The sequence below is a fragment of the Paenibacillus sp. RS8 genome (assembly GCF_041956825.1).
Lineage (GTDB): Bacteria > Bacillota > Bacilli > Paenibacillales > Paenibacillaceae > Paenibacillus_AQ.
Map to the genome: position 1 here is coordinate 1,243,455 of NZ_CP168131.1, position 16,344 is coordinate 1,259,798.

At 43.3% G+C, this 16,344-nt stretch carries 17 protein-coding genes; 6 read left to right on the forward strand and 11 right to left on the reverse strand.

What is annotated here, in order from left to right; genetic code table 11:
- Nucleotides 1-19 precede the first annotated feature (19 nt).
- The 4 genes from ACDZ28_RS06820 to ACDZ28_RS06835 all read left to right on the forward strand — a co-directional run bounded on the left by ACDZ28_RS06820 (nucleotide 20) and on the right by ACDZ28_RS06835 (nucleotide 2,396).
- Nucleotides 20-712 (forward strand): response regulator transcription factor, encoded by a 693-nt coding sequence (locus tag ACDZ28_RS06820; RefSeq protein ID WP_042131514.1) that lies wholly within the window; start codon nucleotides 20-22, stop codon nucleotides 710-712.
- A 150-nt stretch (nucleotides 713-862) separates the two neighbouring features.
- Complete coding sequence (locus ACDZ28_RS06825; RefSeq protein ID WP_375104289.1) at nucleotides 863-1,426, forward strand: NADPH-dependent FMN reductase; 564 nt, start codon at nucleotides 863-865, stop codon at nucleotides 1,424-1,426.
- Nucleotides 1,423-1,890, forward strand: coding sequence for a VOC family protein (locus ACDZ28_RS06830; RefSeq protein ID WP_375104290.1), 468 nt, complete (start codon nucleotides 1,423-1,425; stop codon nucleotides 1,888-1,890). Before ACDZ28_RS06825 ends, ACDZ28_RS06830 begins: the two co-directional genes overlap by 4 nt.
- 44 nt (nucleotides 1,891-1,934) lie before the next feature.
- Complete coding sequence (locus ACDZ28_RS06835; protein ID WP_339288513.1) at nucleotides 1,935-2,396, forward strand: VOC family protein; 462 nt, start codon at nucleotides 1,935-1,937, stop codon at nucleotides 2,394-2,396.
- A 104-nt stretch (nucleotides 2,397-2,500) separates the two neighbouring features.
- On the opposite strand, the gene ACDZ28_RS06840 is transcribed toward ACDZ28_RS06835, so the two are convergent.
- The 3 genes from ACDZ28_RS06840 to ACDZ28_RS06850 form a co-directional block, all read right to left on the reverse strand.
- Nucleotides 2,501-2,731: a cold-shock protein gene (locus ACDZ28_RS06840; protein WP_042131520.1), complete on the reverse strand. Its 231-nt coding sequence runs from the start codon at nucleotides 2,729-2,731 to the stop codon at nucleotides 2,501-2,503.
- Between the two features lie 119 nt (nucleotides 2,732-2,850).
- Entirely contained in the window at nucleotides 2,851-3,051 is a 201-nt protein-coding gene (locus ACDZ28_RS06845; RefSeq protein WP_019914790.1) for a cold-shock protein, read from the reverse strand.
- 259 nt (nucleotides 3,052-3,310) lie between these two features.
- Nucleotides 3,311-3,589 carry a hypothetical protein gene (locus ACDZ28_RS06850; RefSeq protein ID WP_042131521.1) on the reverse strand — a complete coding sequence of 93 codons (279 nt, stop codon included), beginning with the start codon at nucleotides 3,587-3,589 and terminating at the stop codon, nucleotides 3,311-3,313.
- Between the two features lie 238 nt (nucleotides 3,590-3,827).
- On the opposite strand from ACDZ28_RS06850, the gene gdhA reads away from it, so the two are divergent.
- Nucleotides 3,828-5,213, forward strand: coding sequence for an NADP-specific glutamate dehydrogenase (gdhA, locus tag ACDZ28_RS06855; protein ID WP_042131522.1), 1,386 nt, complete (start codon nucleotides 3,828-3,830; stop codon nucleotides 5,211-5,213).
- Between the two features lie 99 nt (nucleotides 5,214-5,312).
- Here gdhA and ACDZ28_RS06860 read toward each other — a convergent pair whose 3' ends face one another.
- Both ACDZ28_RS06860 and ACDZ28_RS06865 read right to left on the reverse strand, forming a co-directional pair.
- Nucleotides 5,313-6,026 carry an HAD family hydrolase gene (locus ACDZ28_RS06860; RefSeq protein ID WP_042131523.1) on the reverse strand — a complete coding sequence of 238 codons (714 nt, stop codon included), beginning with the start codon at nucleotides 6,024-6,026 and terminating at the stop codon, nucleotides 5,313-5,315.
- Between the two features lie 33 nt (nucleotides 6,027-6,059).
- Nucleotides 6,060-8,627 (reverse strand): DUF2339 domain-containing protein, encoded by a 2,568-nt coding sequence (locus ACDZ28_RS06865; protein WP_375104291.1) that lies wholly within the window; start codon nucleotides 8,625-8,627, stop codon nucleotides 6,060-6,062.
- A 158-nt stretch (nucleotides 8,628-8,785) separates the two neighbouring features.
- Between ACDZ28_RS06865 and ACDZ28_RS06870 the strand changes: the two genes are divergently transcribed.
- The gene (locus ACDZ28_RS06870; protein WP_375104292.1) at nucleotides 8,786-9,826 is read left to right on the forward strand and encodes a stalk domain-containing protein; all 1,041 of its coding nucleotides are present in this window, start codon (nucleotides 8,786-8,788) and stop codon (nucleotides 9,824-9,826) included.
- A 118-nt stretch (nucleotides 9,827-9,944) separates the two neighbouring features.
- Here the strand turns inward: ACDZ28_RS06870 and ACDZ28_RS06875 are convergent, their stop codons facing one another.
- The 6 genes from ACDZ28_RS06875 to ACDZ28_RS06900 all read right to left on the reverse strand — a co-directional run bounded on the left by ACDZ28_RS06875 (nucleotide 9,945) and on the right by ACDZ28_RS06900 (nucleotide 16,259).
- Nucleotides 9,945-12,662, reverse strand: a complete 2,718-nt coding sequence (locus ACDZ28_RS06875) for a CHASE3 domain-containing protein (protein ID WP_375104293.1) — start codon at nucleotides 12,660-12,662, stop codon at nucleotides 9,945-9,947.
- A 248-nt stretch (nucleotides 12,663-12,910) separates the two neighbouring features.
- On the reverse strand, nucleotides 12,911-13,618 hold the full coding sequence (locus ACDZ28_RS06880) for a DNA alkylation repair protein (RefSeq protein WP_081954288.1): 708 nt from the start codon (nucleotides 13,616-13,618) through the stop codon (nucleotides 12,911-12,913).
- A gap of 62 nt (nucleotides 13,619-13,680) precedes the next feature.
- A complete protein-coding gene (locus ACDZ28_RS06885) occupies nucleotides 13,681-14,532 on the reverse strand; it encodes a diguanylate cyclase (RefSeq protein ID WP_375104294.1) in 852 nt (283 codons plus the stop codon).
- 49 nt (nucleotides 14,533-14,581) lie between these two features.
- Nucleotides 14,582-15,256 (reverse strand): histidine kinase N-terminal 7TM domain-containing protein, encoded by a 675-nt coding sequence (locus ACDZ28_RS06890; RefSeq protein ID WP_375104295.1) that lies wholly within the window; start codon nucleotides 15,254-15,256, stop codon nucleotides 14,582-14,584.
- Between the two features lie 83 nt (nucleotides 15,257-15,339).
- Nucleotides 15,340-15,861: a YcxB family protein gene (locus tag ACDZ28_RS06895; protein WP_042131529.1), complete on the reverse strand. Its 522-nt coding sequence runs from the start codon at nucleotides 15,859-15,861 to the stop codon at nucleotides 15,340-15,342.
- Between the two features lie 149 nt (nucleotides 15,862-16,010).
- Entirely contained in the window at nucleotides 16,011-16,259 is a 249-nt protein-coding gene (locus tag ACDZ28_RS06900; RefSeq protein WP_042131530.1) for a type B 50S ribosomal protein L31, read from the reverse strand.
- Nucleotides 16,260-16,344 lie beyond the last annotated feature (85 nt).

Sequence of the window (16,344 nt, forward strand, 5' to 3'; positions counted from 1 at the left end):
GAAGTCGGGTGATCAATAAATGACGATAAACTTATTATTAGTAGACGACCATGCAATGGTACGCCGTGGGCTGCAGGTGTTTCTCTCCACACAACCTGATATCAAGGTTATAGGTGAAGCCTCCAACGGCCGTGAGGCGTTAGAAAGAACCGCCGAATTGAATCCGGATGTTATATTAATGGATTTGCATATGCCCATTATGGACGGCATTGAGACCGCTCAAGCACTGCGGATCTCCCATCCGCAGGTCAAGGTCATTGTGTTGACCTCATTTTCGGATCAGGATCATGTACTGCCAGCAGTCCGCGTAGGGATTAAAGGCTATTTACTTAAAGATATAGAACCAGAAGCACTGGTAGTCGCTATCCGCAAAGTACATAACGGGCAAGTCGAGCTACATTCCGAGGCTGCCAGTCAGCTGATGAATCTAATGGCAACTTCTACACTAGAGCAATTGGAAGTCCGTACTTCAGATCCAAACGATCCAAATACAACACTAGCTGCTATCACCGGATTAGAGCTCCTTACTCCACGCGAGCAAGAAGTATTAGATCTAATTGCACTCGGCATGAGTAACAAAGAGATTGCCAGCAAGCTGGTCATCACCGAAAAGACCGTTAAAACACATGTCAGCCATGTACTCGGAAAGCTAAACTTATCAGATCGGACTCAGGCTGCTATTTTTGCATTAAAAAACGGCTACAGCTCATAGCGACTCAGCTCATCTACAACTTTAGTCTTAGACGTTCAGCACAATGGCTGAGCGTCTTTGCTATGCAGGTTCATTCCATGTGCTGATTTCAATAAATGCCGATTCAGCTATCATTGGTGTATAGCAATCACCTTATAGGAGTGGATACAGATGAAAGTGATGATCCTGACAGGCAGTAATCGAAAAGAGGCGACCAGCACAAAGCTGGCAGAGCATGCCGCACACTTTATTAATCAGCAAGGTGAAAAAGTCACCCTGTTCGATCTCCACAAACGCCCGCTCCCCTTTTATTCACCAGATGAGTCCCACCCAGAGCATGAGCATTTAGGCGCCCTCCATCAAGAGATGCTAAGCGCGAACGCAATCATCCTAATCACCCCGGAATACCACGGCTCCATGAGTGGTGTGATGAAAAATGCGCTGGACCATCTAGGCCAGACCCATTTCAACGGCAAAGCGGTATTGTCCGCCAGTTCTGCAGGCGGAGCTGTAGGTGTAAGCTCCTTGCTTCAATTACAGGCGGTTGTACGCAACCTACATGGGATTAATACACCCGATTGGATTTCCATCGGCGGGATGCAGCGTAAGCGCTTCGAGGTTGGATACGATGGGTACGAGGGCGGCCAAGAGATTGAAGATCGCATTCGTCTAGTCTTAGAATCATTCCTAAATTTAGCTCGCAAAATCAATAGCCCGGCAGGTGCCGCCCTATGATCAAAGGACTGTTTGAAACCCATCTGAACGTGACTAACCTTGAACAATCTTCTCATTTCTATGAACATGTTCTGGGACTACCCTTAGCCCATTCCGAGAATACTGAAGGCCGCAAGCGGCGATTTTACTGGATTGGAGAAGATCGTAATCAGGCCATGCTCGGAATTTGGGAGAAGGCACCTTCCGAGGTCGTGCGTCAGCACTTTGCTTTTCAAGTAACGCTTGAGGATTTGAAGCAGTCGGTATCCTATCTGAAGGCCAAGGGGATTGAAACCTCCAACTTCCTGGATGATGAGAAGGAGCAGTTATATGTATTTGGCTGGATGCCAGCCGTATCCGTGTATTTCAAAGATCCAGATGGTCATTCCTTAGAGTTTCTAGCCGTACTGCCTGATCTGCCCAGACCTGAGCTAGGAATCGTACCATGGAATGAATGGGAAATCGCGCACGAAAGAACCTGGTAGTTATAAATAAGATACAGGCTAAGCCTGCAAAAGGAGACAAGAACATGATTAAAGGACTATATGAAGCACATTTACCAGTGAGTAATCTTGAGGTATCTATTGAATTTTATGAGAAATTGGGATTAAAAATGGCTTGGCGAGATGAAGAAACTGCATTTTTCTGGATTGAGGAAGGTCGGAGCTGGATTGGCATTTGGGAAGGAAAGGAAGTAGAAACGCCATACCATCCATCCTTACGGCATATTGCCTTTCGCGTAACTTATGAGGATTTGAAGCAATCCCTGCAGTGGCTGCAATCCATTGGAGTAGATGCTGTGCCGTTCCGTAATCGAACTTCCGTTGAGCCTTTTATCCGAGCTTATCAAGGAAATGCCTCTGTATACTTCAACGACCCGGACGGCAACAGCTTAGAATTCATGTGCCACGTAGAGGTTCCTGAACATTTGAAGCATATCTCAGAGAATATCACCTTAACAGAGTGGGAGAAATTGCTCGATCAGAAATAAAATACTCCAACAAAAAAACAGCTGCCCACCATCAAGGGTCCAGCTGTTTGAGTATGTTAGCTGCTTCTATTTAACCATCTCTAGCATGGTTTTAGTAAAGGCTGTTACTTAATCGTGATGCCTTTCTTCATAGCCTTCATATCTGAATTCGTGTTCACAAGCATTGGCAGTATCTTCATACTTCTAGTCATGGGAGAGTTACATTGCCAGCAGGTAGGTACATACTGAAATGCAAAATTATCGCGCATCCACCCGGTGCAACCTTCCTTGGTACAAGACCAAATGGCTGTGTCTTCCTGTGGAAGATCCTCCAGTGCTTTTTTACGAAAATACATAAATACCCCTCCTTGGATCGAATCGAGACGATTTCGCCACCCTATTAGGGGCAGATTCATATGTTCAAAAAATAAAAAAGCTGCCCTCAACTTGTGTTAAGGGCAGCCTAATTTTCGAATTACAGTTTTACAACGTTTTCGGCTTGTGGTCCACGAGCGCCTTGAGTTACGTTGAACTCAACGCGTTGGCCTTCGTCCAAAGATTTAAATCCGTCGCCTGTGATTGCGGAGAAGTGTACGAATACGTCGCTTCCACCTTCAACCTCGATAAAACCAAATCCTTTGTCTGCATTAAACCATTTAACTGTACCTGTTTGCATGATATTACCTCCAATATTTTATTTAACACATGTCCTTTTATTCCTACGTAGTGTACGAACAAATAAAAATTCACACATTGGAAAAGGACTCATACGCACAAATGATAACCTTTTACAATATGTGAATTAAGGGTTAAATTTATGATTAATTTCATTGTACCACACTAAATCACTAAACGCAATGCAAATGCCTATTTTTTTCATTCCGGCTCTATATCCTCTTGAACAAAAGGCTTTAAAGCCGGACATATGCAAAGCTTTAATCGATATATCCTGCCAAACCTTTATCCATTAAGTAATCCATCTCCGCATCAAGAATCGTCTCAACTGTGATTTCATCCAGCTTCACATCGCGCTGGGAAACAACATAGTCAACCAGATCATCATTGTCGATGTCTACCTCACCTTTGGCATTGGCCTTCGCGTTATTGATAAAGGTCTGTTCATGCTTTAATACTAAACGTATTAATTTAGGATCTACTTTAGTTTTGGCAGATAATACGGTTACTAATTCCTGCTCGTTTAATTTGTCACTCATTTTTTAAATTTCATCTCCCTACAATTATTACACATCATTTTAGCATATTTCGCGCTTTAACGCGTCATTACACGAAGTACAGCAAGCTTTTTTAACATATTTCATAACACCATAGTCTAAAAAACGTTCCACTTCAAGTAAGTTATTTAATAAAAACAGTTGTGAGGAACATTGACTTGTGCCAAAATATAAAAAAAGTGTTGGACCAAATTGAATACTAGAAAAGGCGGTTGAATTCATGAGCTCAGTATCTACCCAGCAATTAGACACAAACAGCAACAAGGCACATCGTTATATCGAAGACGTGTACGCACAGGTAGTTGCACGCAATCCTTTTGAGCCCGAATTCCATCAGGCTGTAAAGGAAATCCTCGAATCTTTGCTTCCGATCCTCGCTGCTGAACCTAAGTATCAGGAAAATGCCATTCTGGAAAGATTGGTCGAACCAGAACGTTTGATTATGTTCCGCGTACCTTGGACGGATGATCAAGGCAAAGTAAGAGTGAACCGTGGGTATCGTGTACAGTTCAGTAGTGCAATCGGGCCTTACAAAGGCGGACTTCGTTTTCACCCATCCGTTAATGCTAGTATCATCAAATTCCTCGGCTTCGAGCAAATCTTCAAAAACGCTCTTACCGGCCAACACATCGGCGGAGGTAAAGGTGGATCCGACTTTGATCCTAAAGGGAAATCCGAAGGCGAAATCATGCGTTTTGCACAAAGCTTCATGACTGAATTGCAAAATTACATCGGTCCTGACCAAGATGTTCCTGCAGGAGATATCGGTGTAGGTGGTCGTGAGATTGGCTACATGTACGGACAATACAAGCGGATCCGCGGAGGATATCCGGCTGGCGTATTGACTGGTAAAGGTATTGGTTACGGCGGAAGTCAGGCTCGGACAGAGGCTACTGGTTACGGAACAGTTTATTTCGTAAACGAGATGCTGAAAGCAAAAGGCCTTTCCTTTGAAGGAAGCCGCGTTGTTGTTTCCGGTTCTGGTAACGTAGCGATCTATGCGATTGAAAAAGCAGTTCAGCTAGGTGCAACAGTCGTAGCTTGTAGTGACTCCGCTGGATATATCTATGACGAAAACGGCATTAACCTCGAAACTGTCCGCCGCCTGAAAGAAGTGGAAAGAAAACGGATTAGCGAGTATGTGAATGAACACCCTAACGCTGTGTATACCGAAGACTCCACGCAAATTTGGACTATTCCTTGTGATATCGCCCTTCCGAGTGCTACTCAGAATGAGATTGATGAAACCATGGCATTGAAACTAATTGAGAACGGTGTTAAAGCAGTAGGCGAAGGTGCCAACATGCCATCCACCCTCGAAGCTATTCATCAGTTCCAACAAGCTGGAGTGCTATTCGCACCTGCCAAAGCTGCTAATGCTGGCGGCGTAGCTGTATCTGCGCTTGAAATGGCACAAAACAGCATGCGTATGTCTTGGAGCTTTGAAGAAGTTGATACGAAGCTGCATGAGATCATGGTTTCCATCTATCAACAATCTGTAGATGCATCCGAGCAGTATGGACAGTCCGGCAACCTCGTTGCAGGAGCGAACATCGCTGGGTTCAAAAAAGTAGCCGATGCTATGTTGGCTGAAGGTGTAATCTAATCAAGCATAAACAAACGGCGTTGCAATCCTAAACGTCAGATATACGAAGTCCCCGTAACCGGTGAGTAAGCAGCCGGGTACGGGGACTTTTTTGTACAACTATGATTTCCAACCTGGGATTTGCCGCAAATCGCCATCCCATATAGAATACGTACTCTTCACAACCATATTAGAAGGCGAAGAAGCCGTGTGTATATAGCAGGAATCTATGCCTACCTTCAGAGCACCCTCAATATCCGTACGAGGATCATTTCCAATCATAATAGCTGAGCTCAAATCCGCTTCATATTTGTCGACTAAGTAGCTGTAAAATAGCGGATCAGGCTTACTCACCCCTGCTTCCGATGAGATCGCAATGCCATCGAATAGATGGATGATTCCTAGCATAGTTAATTCTGCTTCAATGAAAGTCTTCTGCCCGTTGGAGAGCAGGAATACTTTTTTGCCACGTTCTCTTAACGTTTGTAGAATTTCAGCAACACCGTCATATAGAGAGATATGGACCATCGATAATGTCCGCAGCCATCTAACGGTTTCATATAACCATACTTGATCCGGTTCTCCGCCTAGTTGACGGGCCACAGACCGAAACACTTCCTCCATTACGAAATCCGGATACTCACAGCTCCGTGCGGCTTCACTTAGCTGAAGATCCCGCTCCTGTAGAAACCGTTCTTGCAGTTCTCCCCCTGATATAGAGAGTCCCTGGTATCCAAAATGGAGAGCCAGCCGTCCCCACACCTCAGAATGCTCCTCATCTGTCTTAATATCAATTAGCGTACCGTACAGATCGAAAATATAAGTCTGATACATCCCCGTCTTCCTTCCTATGGTTCACTTGGTAGTCTACCCCTTAGTCACATTCTCCGTTGCTGCCTGCCCCTCCTCCATTTTGTTCGATACCTTTTGATAAAGATAGGAGATGCCAAGCAGGCAAATTCCAAAGCTGGCATAAGCGATGATTTTACTTCCGGTATTTAGTAGTCCCAGATCGTATAGCAGCAGCTTACCTGTTGCCATTAATGTTAATCCAAGACCGAAGCGTCGGATGTACACATATCTTTTGCGGAAGCCGTACATGATGAACAGAACTGCTATTAATAGATAAACGAGACTAAATATTAATCCCGCATCACTCAATTGCAGCTGTACCCCTAGAAAAGCGGTGATGATTCCGAGTAGATACACTCCCATGAAGACAGGATAGATCTCCATACTTTTATACTCACGTTTAAGTACGGTGATCAGCAGATCACGTCCGCTAAACCATACGAAGATATTAAAGATGATAAGTACACTCAGCGCGATATAATCAGCCCCAGTATTACGTGCAATATCATTCTGCAGACTTGGCAGGCCCACTGTAATCACCAAGCAAATAGCATAACCTATCCCAAAGAGAAGTCTCACAAAATATTTAACGATGGTGTCATACAACACCTTCACCTTCGGCAATACATAGGCTAGAACAATAGTTAACAGAGCAGACAGCAGCAAATTATAGAAGGTTCTATGTGAGAAATCCTCCGGTACAGCCAGACGATACAGTCTTCTCGATTCATACAATCCATAGATCCAGAAATTCAATAACGCTGCGTATTTAAACCATAGGGCTAAGGTGATTTCGTAAGGCTCACTGCGCTGCAGAGCATCCTTGCGGTTATGTTGAACGGCATACCATACGGCGATAATCAGCATGCCTGCAGTAATGAAGAAATATTTTAGCGGAAAATAAGCGTCTGCAGAATTCATCCATTCATTGGCTATATCTAACTGCATCGGTACATTTAGTCCGAAGAACACCACAAGGCACAGCGTCAAAATACCCCAGCATGCCTTTTCCATCCCCTTAAACCGATTCAGATTACCAAACAAGGTAAGCACGACGCCTTCAATCAACCAGCCAATGGACCACCAAGCCGCTCCGAATTGGAAAGGAATCATTAGAATGCCGAAGGTCAACGAAGTAGCGTAGAACAGCAACATACTTTCTTTTTCCTGTGGCATTAGCTTCTGGATTCCTCGTCCAAGCCCTAGATACAGCAGACAGAAGACCAGCGCCAGCGCACCGTTGTAATCCTTCAGCCCTGCATCCAGGAATAGAAGATACAAGATGAGACAGCTAATAAACGTATTGCATCCTAATAGAGAGAAATCCCACCAAGACAGCTTGGAGCGATACTTGAACGGGTACCATAACGTAATGCCCAAATACATGGCAAAAGTCAGCACCGCATAAATCATATTCACTGCGTTGCTATCTGATAACGCTATTAATATCAGCATGGAAGGTGTATTAAATAAGTAACTGATATAATTGACAACGTTCCAACGTTTGCGGAAGGAGATCAATAGAATGAACAAGTTTAATAGAAACAAGTAACCCATCGCCACGTAAACCGCATTGCCCGAAAGACCGAATGCCCCCAAATAAGAGTATAGTGGCAAATACCCTCCGATTAAGCCCAAAGCACAAATACTTCGTGATTCATACCTTAGAGACAGAAGTACAGCAGTTAAAGTGATGAGTACGGATAAGGATAGCCCTACATAAATACTGATAATATCCAGTAAAAAATAGCTATAGAACACAGAGCCGTACAGCACTGAAATTCCGCCGCCAAGTAGCCCTAAAGCGAACGTCCCTTTACCTTTGCGATACAGCCACTCCCCGCCCCCTAACATCAGTAATCCTAATAGAAAAAAGGCGCTCCCCTTCATATAACCTGTGAACCAGTTGGAATAGGAATATCTGAATGCCGCTCCCACGGCCAAAATCAGCAGCAGGATCCCAAGTTTGTTAATCCAACCAAGTCCGATCTTCATTTCGATCTGATTTTGTTTTCTTCGACGCTCCAATACTTCTTCACTGATCTCTTCTGAGGCAAAATCATGTAATCCGTTATCCATGCTAGCGTTCTGATGAATTTCGGATTCCCTCAGCTTTTGTCGCTGCGCTAGTACACGCTCATTCAACTCCGCCGACAACGCTCCAATCCGGCTGGATAACTCTACTTTATCCTCCCCGAGCTGCCTCGAAGCTGTTTGGTACAGCTGCTGAATGCGACGCTTCGTCTCCATTTCAAAAGCCGTCAGCCGGTCTGTATGGGCAAGGCTTTTAGAGGCAAAATAAGTCTGCAGCTTCTGTCTCGACAAGCTAAGAATGCCAAGCTTCTCATTTAAGATTTGTTCCGTTAGTGTAATTTTTAGCTCGGTATTCTCTTCTTGAAGCTTCCCTACCTGAGTCTTTAACTCAACTAAAGCAAGCTTATGTTTCTCATGTTGCTTCTTCAAGTGTTCATTCTCATTGACCAGATCGTGACTTTCATATTCCGCAATCAGAGCTTCATATTCTTTAATAAGCCCGTCCTGCTGGACCTTCATAAATCTAAGTCGATCTTTGAATGACTCCATAGCGCCTCCTAATGTGAGCTATTGTTAATATTTCCATTTTACTACAAACGGAACGGTCTCTTGCTCTTTTTATACAAAAAAACTGCAACATATTGGAGAGATGCCCCGTCTAGATAATAACAACACTAACAAATCAACTTAAAAAGGAGCTCACAACTATGAACAACACCTTAAAAACAAGTATGGTTCTCTTAACTTTGTCCCTAGCACTTTCAACAGGAGCAGCTTATGCCGCACCAACCACAACTTCTGCAAAAAATGATGCTACTCAAACCTCTGTTAACGCTAATCAAAAGACGTTTGCAATTGAAATCAACGGTTCCACTCTGAAGGAAACTGGCTTCCAGACTACAAATGGAAAAGAGCCTATGGTGCCACTTCGTTCGGTTAGTGAAGCACTCGGCTTCGAATTAACTTGGAATGGACAAACTAAATCCGTTGATCTTATCAATGGTGCTGTATTCACTACAGTAAAAGCCGGAGAAGATCGCTATAGCATCAATAAAATGAACACTACGCTTGGAACTGCACCACAATTGGTTAACTCCATTTTGTATGTTCCAGCTTCCTTTGTAAGTGAAATTATCCATCACAACATGACAGTGAAGGGAGATTCCATCGTGATCACTGATGCTAATCAGCAAGAGCACATGACCAAGACTGGCGTGATTACAGCTGTCAATAATGAGGGTAAATTCCAATCCGTTCAGATTCAAGGTGTTGGCACAGATGGCATCGTACTGAATGTAGGTGAAGATACGACTATCGAAATGGCAGACGGTACTAAGCTTGCACTGAAAGATCTTCAGATCGGTATGACCGTAAAAGCTGAGCATTCCATGATCATGACCATGAGCTTGCCGCCGCAAACTCCAACTTACAAAATCACTGTTCTAGATGAGCAGAAACAAAATGATCTTCTGGGCACTGCTGGTGCCATTGAAGAAGTTCAAAAAGACGATGAAGGAAACATCAGCATCACCGTTAAAGGCAATGGTCTTAGCGACAAATCACAAAAAGAAGTAGTCCTTCGCATTAGTAAAGATACTGTGCTAATGAACCCTGATGGCAAAGCTGTAAACAGCAGTGAGCTTGTAAAAGGTGCAAAAGTTATAGGATTCTACAGCCCTATGCTGACTAAGAGCCTGCCACCGATTGGCACTGCTGTTAAAGTCGTAGTAGATTCCGCTCAACAATAAGAAGAATAACGTTATCAACCATCCTAAAGCTGTCCACTGGACAGCTCGCACAAACTAAACAAGCGCGCGCCAATACTCCATTGGCGCGCGCTTGTTTGATTTTCTAGAATCTATCACCTTATGCATCACTCGTTAGGATTAATTGCATCAATGCTAATAAACGATCTAAGTTAATGGGCTTGCTGAGATAATCTGTTGCACCCGCTTGTAAGATTTTAGCCTTATCTTCCTTCATCGCCTTCGCAGTCAGTGCTATGATTGGAATTCTTTTCCTTGTCGGCATTTGTCTGATTCGAGTGATAGCCTCATATCCGTTCATTACCGGCATCATGATATCCATAAGAACAATATCTATGGATGCAGATTGCTCCAGCGCATATATGCCTTTCTCTCCATCAGTAGCTGTTGTTACCTGCAGTCCACGCTTCCTTAACGTGTTAGATAACGCGAACAGATTTCGCTCATCATCATCCACAATTAGAACATGCTTATGATTTAACGAGGTGAAGTCACTACCTGTATTCTCACTAGTTGCAGCGGCAAGAGCAACCGAGCTTTCTTCCTCCTGATTAAGTTCTACTTTCTCAGCAGTTTCTTCAAGGCTAGGGTCCTGAAGCTCCAATGGTAAATACACCGTAAAGACACTACCCTTTCCTTCTTGACTCTCCACTGTAATCCCACCGCCGAGCAGTGTTGCCAGTTCTCTGGATATGGATAACCCAAGCCCAGTTCCACCATATTGACGCTCTGTATTTCCATTGGCCTGTTGAAAAGCCTCGAAAATAATGGACTGCTTCTCATGAGGAATTCCAATTCCAGTATCTTTGATAGCGAAAGCAATAAATAACCCAGTTTCCAAATTCCCCAAACTCAGTAATTCGTCTTTAGTCGCTAAGCGTATTTCAAGAGTTACTGAACCTTTATCTGTAAACTTAAATGCATTGGACAGCAGATTTATAATAATTTGCCGTACCCTTTGCGCATCCGAATAAAATAGCGGAGGTAAATCCTCCCCGAGTTGTATATGAAAAGGAATCTCTTTTTTGCGAGACAGCTGGCTGAAGCTTTGAATCATTGCCTCCGGGATCTCCGTTAGATTTATCGCTTCAATTTCAATATTCAGCTTCCCTGCCTCAACCTTGGATAAATCCAAAATATCGTTAATCAGCGTTAGCAGATCTTGTCCCGAAGAATGAATCGCTTGTGAGAATTCAATATCCTCCCCGCTTAAGGCTCCCGACTGATTCTCCATGAGAAATTCAGAAAGCAACAGTATGCCATTAAGCGGGGTTCGGAGTTCATGAGACATATTAGCCAAAAACTCCGATTTATATTGGGAGCTTTGCCGCAATAACTCCGCTGATCGAGCTAGTTCCGCTTGAGCTTTTTCGGCCTCTAATGTCTTTTGTTCAGCTAAGAAATTCTTATCTTCCAGCTTTCTATTCGTTGCATGCAATGACTCTGTCTGGATTTGTAGCTCCTCAGACTGAGTTTGTAGTTCTTCGGTATACACCTGAAGTTCTTCGTTTAAGCGCTGGGATTGTTCCAGAAGCTGATCAATTCTCATGCTGCTGATCGTACTGTTAATCGCAGCACCAAATGCATTAGAAATAGACTCCAGGAAGTCGATCTGCGGCTCCGTAAGTGGAGAAAAGGTGGCGATTTCTACCACAGCAACGACCTCACCCGAAAAAGAAACAGGAAGTAATAAAAGGGATTTGGGAGCAGAAAGGCCCAACCCGGATTGAATGCTAATATAATTTTCCGGTAGATCCTGAAGATGCATTAAGCGCGCTTCTTTAGCACATTGACCAACTAAGCCTTCTCCGAGAAGGAATGGCCGATGATCTGTAATACCGCTGTTTCCAGCATACGTAGAAGTTCTATTTAGCAAGTCTCGATCATGATCTTGCGTTCGTATGTATAAGGCACCATATGGATAACCAATAACTTCGGCAGTTTTACCTAAGAAGATATCTCCTAGTTGTGAGACGCGTGTGATGCCCTGATACCTTGATAGTAAATCATTAGCATGATCCTGCATCCATATTCTTTCTTGCTGCGAGTCTATCAGATGATTGGTAGCGACGCTAAGATCCCTGATTTCATCATTCGTGGTAATCTCGACCCTTGTCTTCATGTCATCCGTCGAATCTAAGCCAGCAATCGTACGGGTAACCTTACGAATCGTACTAACGATGGCATGTGAAATCATCCACGAGGCGACCAAAGAAGCAATAGCAATAACCGCCCAAGCAATATAGAGAAGCTCCAGCAGCAATTTGTTCCGATCGGCCTGTCCAGCTATCAAATCATTAGTGTTCTGATTCATCGTCTCGCGGTAAGTATTGATCTGATTACGAATCTGGTCCATTTGCTCCTTACCATCATCCGAATTGAAATATCGTAAGATTCCAGCTTGCTGTCCCTCTTTTTTCAATTCGATTATATAATCCCCGGACTGCTTGATCCACTGCTGGATACTATTTTCGATGCCTATCAGACGCTGATGCTGCAAGGAATCATTAGCAGTCAGCATGGAGAGCTCATCATAATTCGCCTTCCATTGCGCTTTCCCCAAATTGTAGGGCTCCAAGTATTTATCATCACCGGTGATAATATATCCTCGTTGTCCCGTTTCCATATCTAGAATGTTCTTCTCGATCTGATTAGCCAAACTAGTTATCTTTCGGTCCTGATGGGAAATAAAGCTGGTTTCCCGCTGCAGCGCATTGATTCTATCATGCATGACTATCACGAACCCTAGCAGGCAGATTACGATAAAGACTGTAATGGATAGAATTTTATACTGCAAAGTAAATCGATGCTTTTTCACAAAGTGCCTCCATCCTGTCTTCTAACCATAGCCCCTTACCTAATCCCCTTTATTTAAGGCTCTTTACTCTTTCACTAGTACTCCGCTAAGTCTTCTATATGGATTTTTACTGCTTCTAAATTAAACACTTTTTGATACGATTGAAACACTTGTCTATTGGGCCATAAAAAACCTCCAAGCTTACACACTCCTCAATGGAAACGAGTCAGAAATGGAGTGTCTACTTGAAGGGAATATTGCAATCTCTATTAACAAATACAAGTCTTCTTCTTCACACCAAGCTTTCCAGCCTGTTCAACCTTAGCAATATAGTCTACAGCGAGTGGTACTTTACATGCGGTTGGTCCCATATGCACTTGGACCTTTCCAATGCTTGCAGCAATCTGCGTGGCCTCATCATACAGTTCGGTTACGCTGCTGCCAGCAATAATTACAAACATATTCATCGTGTAACGAACTCGATTCCGTTCCTGATGAATGGTTGTTTGTATTTGCTGTAATAGCTCTCTGATCTCAGCGATGTCCAGCAGATCATCCGGCGTAACTGAAATGTAATTTCCATAAGTACTCCAGCCGCAAGTAGCCACCATTTCATCCGAGGAACGAATCCACTCTCTGGCGAGCTCCAATGCGAATGGACTCTCTGCGGCGACAGAGGCTACCGTATATTCCGCTAAAGCAGAGCAGTAAGCTGCCTCTACCCAGCTTTGAAGCTCTTCCTTCGTAAGCGTCTTGGGGTCAATTGTAAGTCCTGCTAAATACATCGCATCATAATTACCCGTCTGATACAATGCGCGAGCCAGACTTTGGTCTTTCTTGATATCCTTCACCAGCTTCTTCATGTCCCCAATTCTTACTCCGAATAAAGGCTCCTTAGCACCATGTCGTATAAAGGTACGCTTTGTCTGCTCTGTACCCATTTCCTCAAGCTTACTCATCACTTCATTAATTGTCAGATTCATTAGGACACCCCTTCTTCTTCGTTGCTCAGCACGCAGATCTGGCTTCTCGATGTTCCCTAGCCCTTCACCGCTTCTCTTAAGACAGGTTCACGACCCAGCGTCACTCTATTCTTGCCCGTATTCTTAGAACGATATAACGCTTCATCTGCTTCTCGATATAAATCTTCAAAGGTCACTTCTCTACGCTCTGTAAAAGAAATGCCAATACTTGCGGTAAGGTGAACACTATCATATTCGTTCAAAATTATGGTGTAACCACTCATCGTCGTACGAAAATCTTCGGCTTCCTTCAGTGCTGCGCGTTTATCCTCAGCAAAAAAACATACGGCAAATTCCTCGCCGCCGACCCTTCCGGCAATGCCTTTATCTTGGTATACCAGAAGTATTTTATTCGAAAAGTCAACCAAAGCTTGATCTCCCGCCAGATGACCATAAGTATCATTAATTAATTTAAAATCATCGATGTCGAATAACAACAGTGCCAGTCCTAATCCGTCTGGAATCGTTTGATTTTGCACCATTTGCATAAAATGCCTGCGATTATAAAGTCCAGTCAAATCATCTACTGTAGCTTGATAGAGCAGTTCACGTTCATACCGCTTCTTTTCACTATGGTCACTAAAAACGATCAGCATCCCCTTGTTCTCTGTTGCCCGATGCTCCGTCGCAATCAAAGAAACGCCATAACAAATCTCTCTCATTCCAGTACATTCAATCTCAAACTGCCCTTCGGTTCTTTGGCTATAATGAGCGCTGATGTCCTCGTGATCCCTCATAAAAAGATCAATATCCTTCCCCATCCAGGTCTCATGCAATATCCCGGTAATCTCCAATAATATGGAGGTCGCAGCCTCATTTATACCAATGATTCTATCCTTCTGATCTGTTAGAACTACGCCGTCTTTCATATGCTCTAAGATTTTAATTTTAGTTAAAGGGTAGACCGTAGATTTGGGGTCAATGAACAGACACAAATAAGCCGCTATAATTGCGGGTAAATAAGTGAAGGCTGTAAAGCCTGTAAGCGTGATCTTCAAAAGAGGAAGTAAAAAAAACGGAAACAACCGGAACAAGCAGCCCAGCCAGCAGCAGGAAAGAACGCCGCAAAAAGGCTCTCGGTCTATTGATCAAGGAAAGAGCCAGCAAGCAGACCGCATATAGACCAAAAAGCTGATCATAAGCAATAAAAGCCATGCTAAGGAGCGTAGGCTTTACAGTAATTCCACTAACACCCGCAACAGTGGCAATGCCCACTTCACTACGCATTAGATGATGATAGGTATCCGTAAAAATAAGCAGTATATCCAAAGCAATAGGAATCGAAAAAATAGCAAGCTTAATAGGTAGGCGTTCCGTGGATGGGGACAAATATTCTTTGACTACAGCATAAGTAAATAGCGCACTTAAAAAAAGCGGAGCCTGCTGCATATTCTTCCACCACAGCTTAGCCTGAAAAGAGGATGACATAATCTCCCCCGCCGTCGCAATAAACATGAGGCTAACCAGCAGCATTAAGATCCACAGATAGCGTCTTCCTGCCGACTTCCGATGTCGATAGGAGCTTATAGCCATGTAAAAGCTTAGAACACTGCCCATTAATAAGTAATACGGATATGCTTGAATCCACGGCATGCCATATTTCCCCTATTTTTCAAGTCGCTTCTATCATTATATCCTAATCGAACCTACAATTGAATCGACAAAAAACAGTAATTCTACGATTTGAACTTCACTCGATGAGAGAACATATACTTTCTGGCCAAATCCTTAAATGTTGTTTTATCTTGTTCTGACTGAAAATATCGCTTAGGGATAATCAGCGCTCTATTAGAAGACACAAAAAACACGAACAAGCTCATCGTTTCGCCTATTTTATGTATCTCCTCCCATTTCACTTGCCCGGAGCCCGCCTCGGATACGTACTTTATACCTTCGTCTGATATGGAATAGCTCTGAGGCTGCTGGGCTAAGCTGTCTGTAGCGAAAGCTTTTTTAGATTTTTTGACTAAACTTGATTTGGTCATATACCATAAAACAGCAGCAAGAATCACCGCAGTCCCAGCAAGGACTGAAATATTCGTAGTACTGTAATTCTTAGTAATTAACAGTAAAATCACAAAATAAGCAACCACACTGAAAGAGTTAAGTATAATTCGACTATTCAAGCTAAACCATAGGTTAAACTCCTGAACGTCCTCACTCTTAAGAACTGTATCTACTTTTATTTCATTTTCCATTACCGATCGCTCCCCTGCCACTATCGAAATTTATCAATTCCATTCATTTTAACATGTCTGAACACAAAAAAGGGACATCCCTGAAGCGATCGCTTCTAAATGGGTTGTCCCTTTTTAAGAATATAAGAATTTGCTGTCCGTAAGGATTCTTATTTCTTTTGTGCAAGACGTTGTTTGAACTTGTCAACACGGCCGCCTTGTTCTGTATCTCTTTGTTTACCAGTGTAAAACGGGTGGGATGCGGAACTTGCGTCCACGCGGATAACAGGATAAGTGTTACCATCTTCCCATTCCATTGTTTCATTGGATGATTTTGTAGATGCACTCAGGAATTTGAAGCCTACGCTTGCATCCATGAAAATAACCTTGTTGTACTTAGGATGTATGCCTTCTCTCATTCTGATCGTCCTCCTTCTGAACAAATTAGTGGAGCCTTTATGGTAAATTAACCAAATGATCTGTAGGTTTATATATAAGCATAAC